This is a genomic window from Pengzhenrongella sp. (genome assembly GCF_036565025.1).
Classification (GTDB): Bacteria; Actinomycetota; Actinomycetes; order Actinomycetales; family Cellulomonadaceae; genus Pengzhenrongella.
In genome coordinates this window covers 1-18,414 of sequence record NZ_DATCNW010000133.1, presented here as the reverse complement: position 1 = coordinate 18,414, position 18,414 = coordinate 1, and the positions used below count along the sequence as shown (strand labels likewise).

Genomic DNA, 18,414 nt, shown 5'->3' with positions numbered 1-18,414 from the left:
GGAGGGGCCTCAACCGCCGCAAGCGGCGAGGCAACGAACGTCGTGTCGGGCAGATCTCATGACCGCCAGCGGGCAACTTTCATGTCCGCCACCGGGCAACTATTTGGCCGCCTCCGGGAAGTTTCTCGTGTCCGCTGTCAGACTCGTGCGTCGTCGCCGTCGAAGGCGGTGACAGCCAGTGCGCGCCCTTCTGCGAGCCACCAGGCCCAGAACGACGCGATGCCGTCGTCCTGGCGTGCACGGACCTGCTCAGGGGACGGCCGACGCCGAAAGAGACTCACGGCTGGCCACCGTAGTCGAGGGCAACGCTGAAGAAAGCGTCCTCGCGTGGAACGTGCAGGCGACTTCTAGGACTGACAAGCAGATCGGCGAACGGAGACGTGCGCCCCGGGAACGCCGTCGGCGGCGGGTGCATCCGCGGTCCGCACGGGACACCCGCCACCGCTCGGTCGCTACCGACTCAGCGCGGCCTTCTCGGCGATCGCCATGTCCGTCCACTCGGCGATCCGGGCCTGCTGCAGCGGGGTCTTGCGGTTGACGTACCAGGCCGCGCCCACCGCGAGGAACCAGACCGGCGCCACGAACAGTCCGAGGCGCGTGTCGGCGGCCTGCGCCAGTGCCACCAGGACGAACACGAAGAACGCCAGCACGACGTAGGGCATGAACCGCGAGCCGGGCATCTTGAACGACGACGCGGCGTGCAGGTGCGGGCGGCGTCGGCGGAACACGATGTAGCTGATCAGGATCATGGACCAGGTGAACATGGTCAGCACCGAGGCCACCGAGGTCACGACCGTGAAGGCGACGATGACGGAGTCCCCGGAGTACAGCAGCACGATTCCGGCCAGCAGGAACGTGCACGAGAACAGCAGCGCGTTCTGCGGGACCTTGCGGATGCTCAGCCGGCCGAACGCCTTCGGCGCGTTGCCGTCCTGCGCCAGCCCGTACATCATCCGGGAGGTCGAGTAGATCCCGGAGTTGGCGCTCGAGGCGGCAGAGGTGATCACCACGAGGTTGATGACGACGGCGGCGATGCCCAGCCCCGCGAGGGTGAACATCCCGATGAACGGGCTGCTTCCGGGGTCGATCGTGCGCCACGGGTTGACCGCGATGATGACGACCAGAGCGCCCACGTAGAACAGGATGATCCGCACCGGAATGGAGTTGATGGCCCGCGGGAGGGTCTTCTCGGGATCCTTGGTCTCCGCCGCCGCGGTACCCACGAGTTCGATTCCGGCGAAGGAGAAGATGGCGATCTGGAAGCCGAGGATGAAACCGAACATCCCGTGCGGGAACATCCCGCCGTCGTTCCAGAGGTTGCTCAGGCTCGCCACGGCGCCGTCGGGCGAGGTGAAGTGGTTGGCGATCATGACGCCCCCGGTGATGATCATCGCCACGATGGCGACGACCTTCACGATGGCGAACCAGAACTCGGCCTCGCCGAACGCCTTGACCGTGGGCAGGTTGAGCAACAGCAGGACCAGGGGCGTGACCAGGGCCGGGATCCACAGTGGCGTGCCCGGCGCGAGGACCGTGAGGTAGCCGGAGATCGCCACGATGTCGGCGACGCCGGTCACGACCCAGAAGAACCAGTAGGACCACCCGGTGAAGAACCCGGCCCACGGGCCGAGCAGGTCCCCGGCGAAATCGCTGAAGGACTTGTACCGGAGGTCGGAGAGCAGGATCTCGCCCATCGCCCGCATGACGAAGAAGAGCATGAACCCGATCGTCATGTACACGATGATCACGGAGGGCCCGGCCAGCGAGATGATCTTGCCCGAGCCCATGAACAGGCCGGTGCCGATGGCGCCGCCGATGGCGAGCAGCTGGATGTGACGGTTGCCCATCGCGCGGGCCAGCCGCGGCTCGCCGTCGTGCCTCGAGGGTCTGGCGATGGTGGTTTCGGCGGCGCTCGCCGCGGAATCCCCTGTTTGACGTGCGGACATAGAACTTCCTTCTGCATAGCGAAGCTTGGCGACGTGTTGGGATCCGCCGGTCAGCACGACCCGCGGATCAGAGCTCAGCCGAGGAGCGAGGCCGCGTCCTTGGCCGGGAGGCCGTGCGCCTCGGCGACGGCCTCGTTGTACAGCGCGCCGTCGTGGGTGGTGAGGCCTGCGGCGAGCGCCGGGTCGGCGGCGAGGGCGTCCTGCCATCCCTTGGACGCCAGGGCAGTCAGGAACGGGAGGGTCGCGTTGGTCAGCGCGCGGGTCGAGGTGACCGGGACGGCGCCGGGCATGTTCGCCACGCAGTAGAAGACCGAGCTGTGCACCGCGAACGTCGGGTCGGCGTGCGTGGTCGCCCGGGTGGACTCGAAGCACCCACCCTGGTCGACTGCGATGTCCACGAGCACCGACCCCGGGCGCATCCGGCTGACCAGGCTGTCGGTCACCAGCCGCGGTGCGCGCGCACCGGGCAGCAGCACCGCGCCGATGACGAGGTCGGCGCCGACGACCTCCTGCTCGAGGGTGTACGCGCTGGACGCAAGGGTCCGCACCCGGCCACCGAACGCGACGTCGAGCTCGCGCAGCTTGGGCAGCGACACATCCAGGATCGTCACCTCGGCGTGCATCCCGAGCGCGATCTCGGCCGCGTGACGACCGGCCACGCCGCCACCGATGACGACGACCTTGCCCGGCGGCACTCCGGGGACCCCACCGAGCAGCACTCCGGAGCCGCCCCCGCTCTTCATGAGGTGGTACGCGCCCACCTGCACCGAGAGCCGCCCGGCGACCTCGCTCATCGGCGCCAGCAACGGGAGCGACCCGTCCGGGAGGATGACCGTTTCGTACGCGATCGACGTCGTGCCGGCGTCGAGCAGCGCGTCGGTGCCCGGGCGGTCGGCCGCGAGGTGCAGGTAGGTGAACAGGATCAGGTCCTCGCGCAGGTACTGGTATTCCGACGCGATCGGTTCCTTCACCTTGCAGACCAGGTCCGCGCTGGCCCACACCTCCGCTGCACTGGCGAGGATCGTGGCACCGGCATCCGCGAAGGCGGTATCCGTGATCGCCGACCCGGTCCCCGCCCCGGACTGCACGAGCACGTCATGGCCCGCCGCCACCAGCTGATGGACGCCTGCCGGGGTGATCGCCACCCGGTACTCGTGGTTCTTGATCTCTGTCGGGATTCCGATGCGCATGGGTGACTCCCAGATTGGAGGCTCGTCACCGGCGTCGTCGACGGTGGCTGGCCGCCTACTCTGGCGTGGGCTGGGTCACAGCGTCGAATTGTGCGCCTGCCGTTCCGGGTTTCGGATCGCAGATATTCGCCTGACAGCCAACCTGGCTCTCGAATATTCGGGGCAACCCGACTCGCTGCCGCCGACGCCGGCAAATGTTCGGCCAGCGACTTCCAAATACACGCGCCGCGAATCTCAAATCATGAGACAGGCGGGCGCGTCCAGAGGCGTTCCCAGCTGCGAGCGACGAGCGGGCACTGACGGCGATGTGGAGATCTCGGCAGCACGCGGTGCCGGCTGGCGGCGGGCGGTGCAACGCCGATGCTTGTCGGTTGTCGATCAAAGCGAGAGGCGTGTCAGCTCCCCGACGAGAGCCGCAGCATCCGTGACCGCACGTTCTGCCTGCGGCCGTGTGCAGAATCCCCCGTACTGAAGAAGTGTCTTGTCGCTGAGCAACCGGGTGAGCTTCGACGCGAGGGCCGGTCCAGAGCCCGATACCCGCTTGAGCATCGCGGCAGCCTCACGATGGTCGGCTCCGGCGGCGCGTTGACCCAGAGCATGCCCGCACAGAGCATCGGCCGCGGCGATCGCCGCACTCACCGCATTCGATGCCGCAACCTGAGCCTCAGACGATGGCCCCGGGTCGTGGAGGCACATCTCAAGTCGCTCGAAAGACACCTGAAGGTGTTCACGGGCCGTCGCTGCACGCTGGCGCACGTCCGCTGCGGTCATCGTTGCGACTTGCCTCACGAGGACGCCTTGATGTAGCGGCGAAGGTCCGGACCTTGGAACGTCACCGCGTCCGACAACCACGACGCAATCATTGGGTCGCCTTCTTCGATGAGTTGGTCAAGTTGCGAGCGCGTCGCCGCATAGACATTGCACTCATTGCCGGTTGCTGCCTCAACGCCGTCTATGAGAGTCGACACAAGACCATCGACGGCCTCCTCTCTCATGTCGTCTGGTGCGATGAGCACGACGTCGATATCCGAGTCGGGCCGGCTGTCACCGCGAGCAACCGACCCGTACAGCGCGATGGTGAGTCGCTCGCGATCCTGCTTGTCGCGGATCAGCATGTCGATGAACTTGATGATGCGCCTCTGCAAGAGGAGCACGATCTGGTCGGCATCGGACATGAGTAGCGCGACAGCCGGCCAGAGAAGGTGGTCTCCGTTGGCGCTGTACAGGATCGCCGGAGGCACCGGTTCCGCGATCACGAATCCCGACGCGAGGAGCCTGTGAAGCGCACGCCGCACGCCTTCGACGCTCACATTCGGAATCAAAGCCGCGATGCGTGAGCCGCTGAGCGGCATGTCAGTGCGTGCGAGGACCTGCAAGACGCGACCCTCGACAGAGGGGATCACAGTACTGATCGGGTTGCTCATGTCCACGATCGCAGCGTACCTCCAACTATCGTTGCATATCTACAGATCGAGTTGTAGATCTCCCTCTATCTTTGCAGGCATGCTCGGCGCACTCCGGTGCCAACGTCAGGGGAGGTGCCTGCGGGGATCTACCTGCTCACGCCGATCGGTGCGGCGGCCTCGTGACGGTCGCGCCGCTTGCGATCAGGGACTTCGAGCCTCATCGGGTTCGCCCGCTCGTTGCGGACGCAGTTTCTCGCAATCGCCGGTCCGGTCGTGGGTCCCACAGCGCTTCCTCTGGCGATCGCGTGGAAGACACCGAGCGGAGGGCGTGGGATTCGAACCCACGAGAACGGGTTGTCCCGCTCCAACGGTTTTCAAGACCCTAGACCTAGAGAATAAGTGTGCAGGTCACAGGCTTGTGGACCCTTCGACAACTGGATCATGTTAGTAGCGTGTTAGTTGCCGTCAGTCGATACCATCCCCGGGAGGGCTGGCGTCAAGCATGCGCTCACGGCGCTCAGCGTCGACGAACGCAGACACGCCGTCTGCGGTCGCACTTCGCGCCGTAACTCCTGACCGGACTTCCGCAGAGGGCGAGACCCCGTCACGTCGCCGTCACTGACCTGACGCCAGTACACGCGCCTGGTCGCGCGCCGGGGTGTCGAAGGCGGTGGCAACCGCCCCGTCTTCGGGTTCCTCGACGCCGAACGATGCGGCGATTTCGGCCCAGTCGCGGGTGGCAACCTCGACCGCGACGACGATCTCACCCGCTTCGTCGTCGGTAAGGCCAAAGAACCCCGCCTGTCCGATCAGTTCGTCAACGTCTCTGGTGGCGCCGGATCCGTCCAGGCTGATCGCTGTGGAGTCCACCGGCCGCCCAGAGGGGAACGGGTTGATGTCAAACGCGGGCGACAAGCGCCAACCACTCTCCGCTCGAAGGAATCCGTGATTCTTCATGTGGTCGTCCACGTTGTTGATCAACAGGCTCAGCACGATCCTGCGAAACAGCTCCGTTCGATCCGCGGCCGGCTCGCCGCTGTGGTCTCCGAGGATGTCCGCAAGCTCGACGTAGGAAACCGCAGTGCCGTCGACCTTCTCGACCATGGAGTGCGCCGACATGTACCCAACCCTGCGTCCGTCGTCTCGGCGGTCGAAACGGTCGACAACGAGCACTGAGGAGTCCGCGTCAAGGCGGTACACGGCGAACTTGGGTACGGATACGCCTGCGCGCCGCGCAAGCTCGAGCGCGGTGGCCTCCCATGCCTGCACGTCCCAGGTGTCCTCGGTGCTGGGCAGTTTGGCGAGCGCGAGGCGCCCGCTCTCCGTACGCACTGTGACCTTCGGGCGGGCACCTCCCATGGAGGTTCCGGCACGGGTGAGCAACTCGAGGTCGGAATCCGTGCTGCGGTCGCGCGACTGGCGTCGGCCTGCGGCGACGAGGTCATCCAGATCGACCAGGGTGGGCACGTCTCCCCGACCGGCGCTGAGAAACGACTCGCCGCCGTCGTCGGAGAACCGAAGTGCACCGTGCCTTGTCTCGTCTCGCGCCATGAGGATGAAGTCGCCCGCGTTCAACGACCTGATCCGTCGGCTCTCGCGTCGGGCGTCCCTGCGTTCGGCGGCGAACAGCAGGTTCTGACCCCAGCGGTCTGGCCCGGTGTCAGCGATCGCGCCTGGGATGACCCGCTGCCCGGAGGCGATCCTCACGCCCAGACCTCGGGGTAGTTCCGGGGACAAGTCGTAGGCCGCAGGCGCCGAGAGCCAGGAGTCGGCGTACCGGAAGGTCGTGGAGACCAGCACCCCGCCTTCGTTGCTATTGAAGGACACGGTGCCAACGGGGACCGTCCGCCCGTCCGCCAGGTCGCAGAAAGTGCCGACTGTGCGGCTCACTGGATCTCTTGGTGCGGGCGCCGGACCCGCACACGCTGCGGCAGGCTCTCATCGGCGTGGAGCCGGCCGAGGTCTGTGGTCATGGGGTCGGTCGCCTGGACGACCGCGTCCGACTGTCCGAGGACGCGCAGCACGGCCATCACGTTGTCCAGGCGGGCGGTGCCCTCTCCCCGCTCAACCGACCGGAGGGTGGCGCGGGTAACGCCAGCACGCTCGGAGAGGAGTTCGGCTGTGACGCCCTGAATCTTGCGCATGCGCGCGACGTTCGCACCGAAGGCGCGCAAGTCCCGCTCAGTGCGGACCGATCGCAGCTTGGACATCGAGGACACCTCCGCTAATGAGAGACAAGAGTATCACTACAACCGGTTACCGGAACCTTCAGATGCCATTAGTGGACGTTTCGGCCGGGGGCCTCGATCTCCGCGCCGTCGAACGCCCGGTGGATCAGCGTGTTATCGAGCGACTTCGAGATGTACCCACCCCTCTGCGCCGTGAACACGAGGTCGGCGTTGACCACGGCGTACCGGGATGCGCGGCGCGCCAGCCGGCGCCGCTTCGCGTCAGGATCAGGAAGCGGCGTCCGGGTATGCCTGAGCTCGGCGAGCTCAGCAGCCAGGCCCTTGCTGATCGGAACCGTTCTCCGCTGATGGCTCTTCGTGTCCGTGTCGATGTACCAGCCGCCATCGCGCCGGTACGGACACCCCACCCAGCGGAGGGCGTGGGATTCGAACCCACGAGAACGGGGTTGTCCCGCTCCAACGGTTTTCAAGACCGTCTCTTTCGGCCGCTCAGACAGCCCTCCCGTACGCAGGCATTGTGCCGCACCGTGAGCGCCGTCGGGCCCGCCTCGCCTGTGAGGCGGGATGTCAGCGTCCGGAGAGCTGCGCCATCGCAACCTGGACGAGCTGGATCAGCGCCTGCTTGGTCGCCGCGCGGGACCGCGCGTCGATGTAGAACACCGGCACGTGGGCCGGGATCTGCAGCGCCTCACGGACGTCGTCGAGCTGGTGCCTGGCGATTCCGTCGAAGCAGTTGACGCCGACGACGAACGGGATGCCGCGGCTCTCGAAGTAGTCGATCGCGGGGAAGCACTGATCGAGTCGGTCGGTGTCCACGAGCACGACGGCGCCGATCGCGCCGCGCACCAGGTCGTCCCACATGAACAGGAAGCGGTCCTGACCGGGCGTGCCGAACAGGTACAGCCACAGCGCACCCGGCAGCACGATGCGGCCGAAGTCCATGGCGACCGTGGTCGTCGTCTTGCGCGCGGTGCGCCCGCCGGCGTCGTCGACGCCGACCGAGTGCTCCGTCATGGCCGCCTCGGTGTTGAGCGGCTCGATGTCTGAGATGGAACCGATGAAAGTCGTCTTGCCGACCGCGAAACCACCCGCGACGACGATCTTGACGACCGTAGGAGCGACTTTCGCGCTCACGGGATTGGGACGCACCAGCGCGGTGTCAGAGGGCCGAAATGCCATTGAGAACACTCTCCAGCAGGGACAGGGCAGAGGACGATCCGGTCCGGACGTCCACCGGGGTCGAGAGGTGGACGCACACGTAGTTCGCGTCCGCAAGGTCGGCCACGATGACACGGACGACCCCGATGGGTAGGTGCAGCAGCGCCGACAGCTCGGCGACGGTGACGTACGTCTGGGGCGCGTGCTCCAGGATTGCCCGCTTCTCAGTCGGCAGACCGAGCACGGCCGTGTCCCTGGCCAGGACCTCGACGAGCGCTTCGAGCGGCATGCCGAGCGTCGCGGAATGCACGCGGCCACCGGTGACGGCATACGGCCGGACCGATCGGGTCTCGCGCTCCACGGCGATCATCTGTCCTCAGCCGACGGGGGCACGAGTTTGCCCGTCGATCGGGAGCAGGCCGCGCATCTCGGTGATGAGCTGCGGCGTCAGGGTCGCCTCGGTCCGCGAGATGAGCATCGCCATCTCGTAGCCGATCAGACCGACGTCGCAGCTCGTGTCCGCGACGACGGAGAGGACCGAGCCGTTGGACACGCTCATGAGGAACAGGAACAGGTCGTCCATCTCGACGATGGCCTGCCGGACCTCGCCGGCCTGCAGCTGACGCGCGGCCCCGCGGGTCAGGCTGGACATGCCGGACACGATCGCGGCGAGCTGGTCGCCGCTCGTGCGATCGAGCTGTTCGGACATGGCCATGAGCAGACCGTCCGCGGAGACCACCATGGTGTGGCGGCTCCCCGGTACGGTCCGGACGAAGTTGTCCAGGAGCCAGCCGAAGTTGGCTGCCTCGGTGCTGAGCTCTGTCACTCTTCCTCCTTGTGTCGGTGCGGAACTGGCGGTGGGGCTGGTCGCGGCGCTCACAGTGCTTGCGCCGGGGTCTGGTCATGGACCCCGCTGCCCGACGACGGCTCGCCGTCGGCCGCGGGGGGAGTCTTGGCGGCGACCTCGGCGGCGAATCGGCCGCGGTTGGTCCCCGCCTGGAACTTCGACAGCCGGGCGCGCAGCTGATCCGCGTCCCGCTCGGTGGGGACGGCGGAGTCGGGCGACGCGATCGCGCCGGGGATGGCCACCGGGACGCGACGCTGCAGGCTCTCTTTCCGGTCGGGCGTCGCGGCGACCGCGCTCGGCCGGTAGGCCACGAGCTGGCCGAGCTCGGCGAGCGCCTGCTCCTGGATGTCCGAGCGGAGCGCGAGCATCCTGGCGGCACCGTCGTCCAGGGCCCCGAGCGACGGCGCTCGGTGGGGGGCCGGCTCGGGCGCCGGCGTCGGCACCTGAGCCAGGCCCGCACGGTCCCGATGGCCGGACCGGTCGACGGCGTCGTGGTGGGCCACCGAGGCGGGCACTGCCTCGACGTGCGGGTGCGGGGCCTGCTCGTCCGCCGGCGAGTGCTCCGGCTTGAACGGGGTGGTCCGGTAGTTCGGCTGCTGCTCGAGGATGTCGCGCTGCGGGGTCCAGCGGGGCACCGCGGGCACGGCAGGTTGCGGAGCCGCGCTCGCCGGCGCGGCCGCACGCGTGCCGCGGTGACGGTCTGCGCCCGAGGTCTTGCTCGGCGGGACTGCCGACACCGGCGTGTCGCCCGACGTCGGCGGCGGGGTGAGGGGTCCAGGGGCATGGCGCCGTCCCCTGCCGAACAAGCCGTGCCGAACCGGGGCTTCGGCCGCGGCCACCGGGAGCGGGCTCTCCGGGGCGGGCGCTGCCGGAGCGGCGGCGGAGGTCGGGGCCCACGCCACCGGGATCGGGGCGGGGGGTGTCGGGGGGATGTGGGCAGGCTCGGCAGGGGTGGGGGCGAGCGCGACGGGAATCGGCGCCGGCTCCTCGGCGACGGCCGGCGCGATGATCTCGGCAACCGGCGACGGAACGGGCTCGTTCGCGGGGAGCGGTGCCGCACCGGCGAGGTCCTTCGGCTTCTGCCGGAACCAGGCGCGCGGGGCAGCAGAGGGGCCGGCGACCGGGGCGGCGACTGGGGCGGCATCGACCTCGGCGACCGGTTCGAGGACCTCGGCAACCGGTGCCGGTTCGGCGGTCTCCGCGACCGGGCGAGGATCGAGCGCCTCGTCGCGGGCGGGCAGAGCCTCCGCGACCGGGCTCGGGTCCGCAAGCTCGGCGGCCCTCGCGAGCTCGAAGAGCCGCGCGAGGGACACCGGCTCGAAGGTCTCCGCGGTCTCCGCGATTTCGGCGACCTCGGCGGACGGCTCGGGCGCTGCCTCGGGCTTGACGATCTCCGGCCCTCCGGGCACCGGCTCAGCGGCCTGTGCATCCTCAGGTTCCGTGACCGGCGCCGCGTGCCGACGGCGCCGGAAGAGTCCACGCCGCACGTACTCCGGTACGACGTGCAGTGAAGCAGCCTCGGGCGGGGCGGATTCCGCCGCGGGCCGTTCCGAGACGACGTCGTCCGAAGACGCCTCGGGCTGGGCGGATTCCGCCACCGACCCCGGCACCTCGGCCTGAACGCGATCAGCATCGTGGGCCGGCTCGACGAACTCCGCCTGCTGCCACGAGGCCGCCGCCGACGTCGACTCCCAGGTCACCGCCGGCGAATCGGGTTCGACGTCCTGCGCGGACCAGTCGGTGGCCCAGTGCTCGGCCCCCTGCCTCGCGGCACCGCGCCAACCAGGAGCGTGCGTCTCGTCCAGCGGGTGGGCAGAGGTGGGCTCGACCGCGGGCTCGACCTCGACCGCGGGCACATCCGGCGAGAGCTCGTACACAACGGGCTCCGGCACGGCGTGGGAGTCGTCGGCGGCAAGTTCGGGCACGGCGTAGTCGCCGAAATCGGCGGGCCCGGCGTCGAAGGAGTCGTACCTGTACGCAGCGGGCTGCGGCTCGGCGTGGGCGTCGACGTCCGCGGGCTCCGGCACGGCGTGGGCGTCGGCGTCGGCGGGCTCCGGCACGGCGTGGGCGTCGAAAGCCGCGACCGCCGTCTCGAACGTCTGCGCGGGCTCGGGATGCATCTCGTGCTCAGGTGAGCCGTGAGCGGCGTCCTCGAACGCGAACACCGGCACCCATTGTTCGCCATCGGGCGCAAGCTCGGGGACGGTGAACAGGTGAGCGAGGGCGGCCTGCGCGAACCCGTCCGGCACGATCGGGACGGGAACGCCTCCGACGCGGGAATCGCCCGGCAGGTCGGGCGACGTCGGCGCGTCCGGGGCCCGGCCGCGGAATCCGGCGAACAGCCCCTTGCGGAGCGGCTTCGGCGGAGCAGGCGCATCCGCGGGGCTGTCGGCGGCAGGGTTCTCGGCGGCAGGGTTCTCGGCGGCAGGGTTCTCCGCGACGGGGTTCTCAGCGACGGGGTTCTCCGCGACCGGGCTCTCGGCGGCAGAGTTCTCGGCGGCAGAGTTCTCGGCGGCAGGGTTCTCGGCGGCAGGGTTCTCGGCGGCAGGGTTCTGCGCAGCGGGGCTCTCGGCAGGGCTCTCCGCGGCCGGGCTCTCGGCAGGGATCCCGACGACAGAGCTCTCGACGCTGGGCCCCGCGACGACCGAGGTCGGGGCGATCGGACTCTCGTCCGCCGCGCTCTCCTGCGCCGCGCTCCGGTCCGCCGCAATCCCCTCAGCAGGGCTCTCGGCCAAAGGGGTCGGGGTCGCGACGAAGTCCGCATAGGGGTCGTCGAACGGCTCCTCCCGCTGGACCACGGACCGCCTGCGGCTCGGGAGCAGCGATCCGCCGTCATCCGCGGACGTGGGCGGCACCCAACGGTCGACGGGCACCGACAGCTCGGCGGAGAGCGGCATCTCGATGAGCTTCGGCAGCACAATCGCGCGTCCGTCCGCGCCCAGAGTCCCGGACGCGAAATCGCCGTCGTGCGCGCGTCGACGCGGGAGGCCGCCGGACGTCTCGCCGTCGGTCAGCGCGTCGAGGTCGACGGGCTCCGCCGCGGGCGCCTCGAACATGCTGACCGGGAAGCGGACGATGGCGAGGGTGCCGAGCCCGTCCGGGCTCTGCGCGAGCGTGACCTGCGTGTCCAGACGGGCCGCCAGGCGGCCCACGACGTAGAACCCGAGCCGCTGGGCCCCGAACACGTCCCCGGCGGCGCTCGAGTGGATCTTCCCCTGGGCGACGGCGAGCTCGGCGTCGGACATCCCGAGGCCGTGGTCCCGCACGACGACCTGCAGGTACCCGCCATCGGTGGACGTGACCACCTCGACCGGGGTGCCGGGCTCCGAGAAGACGGTCGCGTTCTCGAGCAGTTCCGCGAGCAGGTGCGCGGCGGCGAGCGAGCTGAACCCGAACATCAGCGGATCGGCTCCCACGTCGAGCTGGATCCGGTCGTACTGCTCGATCTCGGACGCTGCCGTGCGAACCACGTCGGACAGCGGCATCGACTCGCGCATCCGGCGCCCGGACTCGATCCCGGCGAGCACGAGCAACGACTCCGCGTTCCGGCGCATCCGGGTCGCCAGATGATCGAGGCGGAACAGGCTCGACAGGATGCCCGGGTCCTCCTCGGTCCGCTCGAGCTCGTCGATGAAGGAGATCTGCCGGTTGAGCAGGATCTGGTCGCGCCGGGCGACGTTGACGAACATCTCCGCGATCGAGCCGCGCAGCGCGGCCTGCTGCTGGGCGACCTGGATCGTGGTGGCGTTGACGGCGTTGAACGCGCCCGCGAGGGCTCCGAGCTCGTCGGTCGAGGTCACCGGGATCTGGGTGAGGGAGAACTGCGGGCCCTCGCCGGGCACCAGGACCTGCTCGACGAGCAGCGGAAGCTGCTCGCGCACGTCCCCCACCGCCTTGGTGAGGCGGCGCAGCGGCACCACGATCTCGCGCACCACGAGCAGCGCGATGAGGACGGAGAGCAGCACGGCGACGAGGGTCGCGATGATCGTCGCGGTCGCCCGCTGGACGGCGCGCTGCTCGTTCCCCGCGGCCATCGCGACGTTCCGGGCGCCGAGCTTGTCGCGCACCGTCGTGATCTCGCGGAGCGCGCCGAGCGAGTTCTCCTGGTACGACGTCGGGTCGATCGCGGTGACGGCACTCGCGCTGCCCGAGGAGAGCACCAGGCGTTGGCCGACGTACGCGTCGGCGAGCGACCCGAGCCGGATGCCGCTCAGCCGCACCTGTGCGAGTGCCGTCCGGGCCTGGGTGTACGCGTCGGTGTCGAAGGTGATCCTGGGTGCGAGCTCGAGCACGGCCGCCGGGTCGCCCCGGCCGTCGGCGATCAGCCGCAACGCCTCGGGAAGCTCACGAGCCAGCCCCTCTCCGGACCGATTCACCAGGCAGTACGCATTCAGGCGGCTCGCCAGCTCGCGATCTTGCAGGGCGTCCGCGAGCACCGCGCCCTGTTCCACGTGGAACCCGATGATCGAGCTGTACTGGCTGTCGATGACCTTTCCCGGCAGCAGCGCCCCGTCGACCTGCTTGCGCAGGGCGGGCAGGCTCTGGCGGGCCAGCCGGGTCTGCGAGACGGACTGCAGCACGCCGGGTCCGAGCGGTCTGACGTCGATCGAGCTCATGGCGGACTCCAGGCGGGCCGCGCGCAGATCCGTCGCCGCTCGCGCCGCCTCGAGAGCCGCGGTTCCAGCGGCCGGGTCCTGGGCGAGCGCGAGGGACTCCCGCCGTTCGGTCTGCAACGCCTGGGTGAAGGCTCCGACGTCGTCGGTCGTGCCGATGAGCGCATCGACGGCGCCGGCGACGTTGGCCGCGCTGATCGCCTGCCACGAGATGATCGAGGCGGCGCCGAACAGGACGAGCACGGGTACAGCGAGAGCGGCAAGTACCTTTCCCCGGATGCCCAGCCTGTGCAGCATTGCGTCCCCTCTCCGTCACGTCGGGCGCGATGCGCCGACCACCAGCCCGGCGCAGAGCGCCAACGGCTACCCCGACCGCGCGGTGGGGGTTCCCGCCTGAGTCTCATCGGCTCTCGACCGGAGGTGATGAGAGCAACGGGGGCGCCCGTTCTCGGCGCAGCGGGCCTTGGCGGGTCCGGCTCGGTGCTGGTCTACGCTCCTCGGCGTGCGAGCCATGACGATCTCAACGCCCGGCGGCCCCGACGTGCTCGTCGAGAGCGAGCTCCCCGATCCCGTACCGGGGCCCGGGGAGGTGCTGATCGACGTCGTCGCCGCGGGAGTGAACCGCGCCGACCTCCTGCAGCGCCAGGGCAGCTACCCGCCGCCGCCGGGCGCACCGCCCTGGCCCGGCCTCGAGGTCTCCGGGACGGTCGGCGCCGTCGGTCCGGGGGTCGCCGGCTGGACCGTCGGGATGCGGGTATGTGCCCTGCTCAGCGGGGGTGGTTACGCCGAACGGGTGACGGCGCCGGCGGGCGCGCTGCTGCCCGCGCCGCCCGGCCTGGACCTGGTCGACGCCGCCGCGCTGCCCGAGGCGGTGTGCACCGCCTGGTCGAACCTGGTCGACGTCGGCCGGCTGCGCGCGGGTGAGTGGGTGCTCATCCAGGGCGGGTCGGGCGGGGTCGGTTCGATCGCGATCCAGCTCGCCGTCGCGCTCGGCGCCCGCGTGGCGACGACCGCCGGCGGGCCCGAGCGGGCCGCCCGCTGCGCCGAGCTCGGTGCCGAGCTCGTCATCGACCACCGGACGCAGGACGTCACCGCCGCCGTGCTCGACGCGACCGACGGCCGGGGCGTCGACGTCGTGCTCGACGTCCTCGGGGCCGGCGCGCTGAGCGCCAACCTCGCGGCGCTCGCCCTCGGCGGCCGGCTCGTGGTGATCGGGATGCAGCGCGGGCGGCGCGCCGAGCTGGACCTCGGCGTGCTCCTGACGCGACGCGCCTCGATCATCGGGACGATGCTGCGGTCCCGGCCCGCCGAGGAGAAGGCGGCCATCGTCACTGCGGTCCGCACCCACGTCTGGCCCATGCTGGACGACGGCCGGCTACGCCCGATCGTGCACGCCCGGCTCCCCCTGAACCAGGCCGGCAAGGCCCACGAGCTCCTCGACAAGGGCGAAGTCTTCGGCAAGCTCCTCCTCACGACGTAACCGACCCGACCCCAACCCCCAACCCCCGCGAGTTTGGCGGACGGAGGTCGGTCGGGCGGCGATCGGCGATCGGACGCCATCGGCCAGGTGGGCTGGCGGGCGGGCTGGTGACTGGCGGACGACGTCGGGCGGGCTGGGTGTAGGGCTGGGTGTATCGAGAATGCACCCTGGGTGGACGTTCGATACACCCAGCCCTACACCCACCGGTACATCCAGCCCGCGCTGAGCTGCCTCAACAAACCACCGGCCCGGCGACCCCGGCGACCCCGGCGAGAAGTCAATATCCGCCCGTCCGAAGCCGGGCGAATGGGCGGATCTTGACTTCTCGGCGGAAGGCTCTGCTGGTCAGGGGGTGGTCGGGGATTGTGGGGAACTCCGGGCCGAGGCGAGCGCGATCGCGCCCGAGACTGCGAGCAGGCCGATGCCTTCCGCGAGGGTCGGGAACTGGTGCAGGACCACCGCGCCCATGACCGCTGCCGTCGCCGGCAGCAGCGCGAGGAGCACCGCGAACGTCGCCGCGCTGACGCGGCGCAGCACGACCTGCTCGATCGCGTACGGGATGACCGACGACAGCACGGCGACCCCGAGCACGGCGAGGGCGAGCCGCCAGTCCGTCAGGACCGGCGCCGCCCCGGCGGCGAGGAACGGCGCGAACACGAGCGCCCCGGCGGTCATCGCCACCGCCAACGACGTCACGCCCGAACCCCGCACGGCGACGCGCCGCCCCAGCAGGATGTACCCGGCCCAGCAGGCGGCCGCCGCGCCGATCGCCACCAGGCCGAGCACGACGTCGGGCCCGCCGCCCCGCCGCAGCGTGGCCGAGGCGAGCAGCACCACGCCGAGCGCCGCGAGCACGACGCCCGCCCGCTCCCGCCGGCCCCGGCCGGTGATCGCCGCGACCACGACCGGGCCCAGGAACTCGATCGCGACCGCCGTCCCGAGCGGGAGGTGGTCGATCGCGATGTAGAACGTGACATTCATCGCGGCGAGCACGACACCGAAGGCGACCGCCGTCAGCAGGGTGCCGCGCGTCCAGGCCGCGCGCCACGGCCGGCGCCAGGTGAGCAGGACGGCGGCGGCGACGATGATCCGCAGCCACGCGATCGTGGCCGGGGCGATGACGGCGAAGAGGCCGACCGCGATCGCGGCGCCCAGGTACTGGGTCAGCCCGGAGACGACGAAGAGCACCGGGGCCGGCGCCCGGTCGAGGATCGAACCGGGTCGGGAAGGCACCCCCACACGCTAGTGCGCGGCGCGCCCGTTCATGGCCGTGGTCGATCTGGGGGGTCCGCGCGCCGCTCGTGAGCGGCGCGCGGACCGACCGCGTCGGTGACGACGGTCAGGGCAGGCGCCGGGTGGTTCTGTGCGGCAGCGTCCGCCGGAGCTTCACCAGCCCCCAGATAACCAGCGCCAGCGCCAGCAGGCCGAGCGCCGACAGCAGCGCCGGACGCCCGGTGACCTCCAGACTGACCGTCATCACCAGGACGACCACCGCCCAGAACCCGAAGAAGCCGATGAGGAGGTCGAAGTCCTCAGCCGATCGCTGCTTCTTGACGTTCTTCTTCGCGGCCTGCGGGTCCACTTACTTGACCGCCCCGGAAGTGAGCCCGGCGACAATCTTGCGCTGGAACACGAGCACCATGATCACCAGCGGGATCGTGACGATCGTCGCCGCCGCCATGACCGCGGTGTACGGCTCCTGGTGCGGCTGAGCGCCGGCGAACGAGGCGATCGCCACCGTGACCGTCTGGGTGTGGTCGTTCGAGAGCTGGCTGGCGATCAGGAATTCGTTCCAGGAGGAGATGAACGCGAGGATCGCCGTGGTGAAGACCGCGGGCGCGGCCAACGGCATGATCACCTTGCGGAAGGCCTGGCCTTGCGTGCACCCGTCGATGCGAGCCGCCTCTTCGAGCTCCCACGGCATCTCGCGGAAGAAGGAGGTCAGCGTGTAGACGGTCAACGGCAGCGCGAACGAGATGCTCGGGATGATCAGCGCCTGGTAGGTACCGATCCAGTTGATGTCCGTGAAGAGCTGGAACAACGGGGTCACCAGGGCCACGCCCGGGAACATCGAGGCACCCAGGATGAAACCCAGCACGAGGTACTTGCCGCTGAACTTGAGCCGGGCCAGCGCGTAGGACGCGAAGACACCGAACAGCAGCGCGATCACCGTGGTGCAGGTACCGACGATCATCGAGTTGCCCAGGGCCCGCCCGAAGTGGTTGCCCCGATCGGTGGAGAACGCGGTGACGAAGTTGTCCAGCGTGATGTGCGTCGGGTAAGGAGTGGAGTCGAACGTGTAACCGACGTCGCGGAACGCCGTGACGATCATCCAGTAGCTCGGAGCCAAGCACCAGATCAGAATGATGACGACGCTGATGTACGTCCGGGCCGAGGTCCACCGTGCGCGATTTCTCGCGACGGTCTTGGGCTTGCCGATGTCGGTGTTCGTGTGCCGGGTGGCAGTTGCGGTACTCATTTCTTCCTCCCCCCAGTTGCGGCGGTAGCCGAGTCAACGGCATTGGCGCCGAGGAACCGCACGAAGATGAACGCCACCAGGAAGATCACGACGAACGTGATCGTCGAGAGCGCGGCGGCACTGTGGAAACCTTGCCTGATCTGTTGCACGACGAGGATCGACAGCGTGGTCGTGCCGTTCGAGCCCTGAGTCATGATCCACGGCAGGTCGAACATGCGGAGCGCATCCAGGGACCGGAACAGGATGGCCACCATGAGGGCGGGCTTCACCAGCGGAAGTGTGATCTGGGTGAACCGCTGCCACGCGCTGGCACCGTCCACCCGGGCCGCCTCGTAGACCTCTTCCGGAATGATCTGCAAGCCCGCCAGGATGAGCAGCGCCATGAACGGCGTCGTCTTCCAGACGTCCGCCACGATGATCGCGGTACGGGCAGGCACCTCGCTACCGGTCCAGAGGATCGAGAGACCGAAGAGCTTGTTGGCGATTCCCTGGAAAGAGAAGATGAAGAACCAAAGCTTCGCGGTGACCGCCGTCGGGATGGCCCAGGGGACCAGGACAGCGGCCCGCAGGAGGCTGCGACCCCGGAAGGTCCGGGCCATGATCAGCGCCATCCAGAACCCGAACAGAGTTTCCAGGATGACGGTCACGATGGCGAAGAAAAATGTCGTCCCGAACGCGCTCCAGAACTGCGCGCCAAGGTTTCCCGGCGCGCAGGGGACCTTGCCCCCGCCCGTGGCGACGCACTCCTGCGCCAACCAGTGCGTGAAGTTCGCGAAGCCGGCCGATCCGCCCGCGACGAACAGGCCGGTCGCAGGGTCGAGACCGGAGTCGTGCTGGAAGGCCATGAAGATCGCGTTGACGACCGGATAGCCGATGACGATGGCCAGGATGATGAGCGCGGGCGCGATCAGCAGCGAGGCGAGGCGGCCCTGCGTGGTCGCCCTGCGGTCCATGCCGACGTCTTTGAGGTACTTGCTCGACTTGGGTTGCCCTGTCGTGGACCCCGCACTAGACGGTGCTTGTGCTGTCATGGCCCCTCCTTGTCTTGTCCGCGAGGGCGTCATTGCCCCGGCCGACTCTGTGCCTGGGCGTGCGGTGGGTGGGCT

Annotated in this window: 16 protein-coding genes and 1 tRNA gene; 1 reads left to right on the top strand and 16 read right to left on the bottom strand. The window is 69.4% G+C overall.

The window, feature by feature from the left end; all coding sequences use genetic code 11:
- Positions 1-137 precede the first annotated feature (137 nt).
- The 12 genes from VIM26_RS07540 to VIM26_RS07485 all read right to left on the bottom strand — a co-directional run bounded on the left by VIM26_RS07540 (position 138) and on the right by VIM26_RS07485 (position 13,646).
- Entirely contained in the window at positions 138-281 is a 144-nt protein-coding gene (locus tag VIM26_RS07540; RefSeq protein WP_331949753.1) for a hypothetical protein, read from the bottom strand.
- Between the two features lie 171 nt (positions 282-452).
- On the bottom strand, positions 453-1,946 hold the full coding sequence (locus tag VIM26_RS07535) for an amino acid permease (protein ID WP_331949752.1): 1,494 nt from the start codon (positions 1,944-1,946) through the stop codon (positions 453-455).
- 74 nt (positions 1,947-2,020) lie between these two features.
- Entirely contained in the window at positions 2,021-3,136 is a 1,116-nt protein-coding gene (gene ald, locus VIM26_RS07530) for an alanine dehydrogenase (RefSeq protein WP_331949750.1), read from the bottom strand.
- A gap of 785 nt (positions 3,137-3,921) precedes the next feature.
- Positions 3,922-4,560, bottom strand: a complete 639-nt coding sequence (locus tag VIM26_RS07525) for a nucleotidyltransferase domain-containing protein (RefSeq protein WP_331949757.1) — start codon at positions 4,558-4,560, stop codon at positions 3,922-3,924.
- A 597-nt stretch (positions 4,561-5,157) separates the two neighbouring features.
- Positions 5,158-6,342: a HipA domain-containing protein gene (locus VIM26_RS07520; protein WP_331949748.1), complete on the bottom strand. Its 1,185-nt coding sequence runs from the start codon at positions 6,340-6,342 to the stop codon at positions 5,158-5,160.
- Between the two features lie 86 nt (positions 6,343-6,428).
- Positions 6,429-6,752: a helix-turn-helix domain-containing protein gene (locus VIM26_RS07515; RefSeq protein ID WP_331949746.1), complete on the bottom strand. Its 324-nt coding sequence runs from the start codon at positions 6,750-6,752 to the stop codon at positions 6,429-6,431.
- Positions 6,753-6,820: 68 nt separating this feature from the next.
- A complete protein-coding gene (locus VIM26_RS07510; protein WP_331949744.1) occupies positions 6,821-7,138 on the bottom strand; it encodes a hypothetical protein in 318 nt (105 codons plus the stop codon).
- A gap of 4 nt (positions 7,139-7,142) precedes the next feature.
- Positions 7,143-7,234 (bottom strand) — tRNA-Ser (locus VIM26_RS07505).
- Between the two features lie 64 nt (positions 7,235-7,298).
- Positions 7,299-7,910, bottom strand: coding sequence for a GTP-binding protein (locus VIM26_RS07500; protein ID WP_331949742.1), 612 nt, complete (start codon positions 7,908-7,910; stop codon positions 7,299-7,301).
- Positions 7,891-8,259 (bottom strand): DUF742 domain-containing protein, encoded by a 369-nt coding sequence (locus VIM26_RS07495; RefSeq protein WP_331949740.1) that lies wholly within the window; start codon positions 8,257-8,259, stop codon positions 7,891-7,893. Before VIM26_RS07495 ends, VIM26_RS07500 begins: the two co-directional genes overlap by 20 nt.
- A 6-nt stretch (positions 8,260-8,265) precedes the next feature.
- Entirely contained in the window at positions 8,266-8,715 is a 450-nt protein-coding gene (locus tag VIM26_RS07490; RefSeq protein WP_331949739.1) for a roadblock/LC7 domain-containing protein, read from the bottom strand.
- 50 nt (positions 8,716-8,765) lie between these two features.
- Complete coding sequence (locus VIM26_RS07485; RefSeq protein ID WP_331949737.1) at positions 8,766-13,646, bottom strand: nitrate- and nitrite sensing domain-containing protein; 4,881 nt, start codon at positions 13,644-13,646, stop codon at positions 8,766-8,768.
- 205 nt (positions 13,647-13,851) lie between these two features.
- Between VIM26_RS07485 and VIM26_RS07480 the strand changes: the two genes are divergently transcribed.
- Complete coding sequence (locus tag VIM26_RS07480; protein WP_331949735.1) at positions 13,852-14,829, top strand: NAD(P)H-quinone oxidoreductase; 978 nt, start codon at positions 13,852-13,854, stop codon at positions 14,827-14,829.
- Between the two features lie 345 nt (positions 14,830-15,174).
- On the opposite strand, the gene VIM26_RS07475 is transcribed toward VIM26_RS07480, so the two are convergent.
- The 4 genes from VIM26_RS07475 to VIM26_RS07460 all read right to left on the bottom strand — a co-directional run bounded on the left by VIM26_RS07475 (position 15,175) and on the right by VIM26_RS07460 (position 18,261).
- Entirely contained in the window at positions 15,175-16,062 is an 888-nt protein-coding gene (locus VIM26_RS07475) for an EamA family transporter (RefSeq protein ID WP_331949733.1), read from the bottom strand.
- A 106-nt stretch (positions 16,063-16,168) separates the two neighbouring features.
- The gene (locus tag VIM26_RS07470; protein WP_331949731.1) at positions 16,169-16,411 is read right to left on the bottom strand and encodes a hypothetical protein; all 243 of its coding nucleotides are present in this window, start codon (positions 16,409-16,411) and stop codon (positions 16,169-16,171) included.
- The gene (locus VIM26_RS07465) at positions 16,412-17,308 is read right to left on the bottom strand and encodes a carbohydrate ABC transporter permease (protein WP_331949729.1); all 897 of its coding nucleotides are present in this window, start codon (positions 17,306-17,308) and stop codon (positions 16,412-16,414) included.
- A complete protein-coding gene (locus VIM26_RS07460) occupies positions 17,305-18,261 on the bottom strand; it encodes a sugar ABC transporter permease (RefSeq protein ID WP_331949755.1) in 957 nt (318 codons plus the stop codon). The genes VIM26_RS07465 and VIM26_RS07460 overlap by 4 nt, the downstream gene beginning before the upstream one ends.
- Positions 18,262-18,414: the final 153 nt, after the last annotated feature.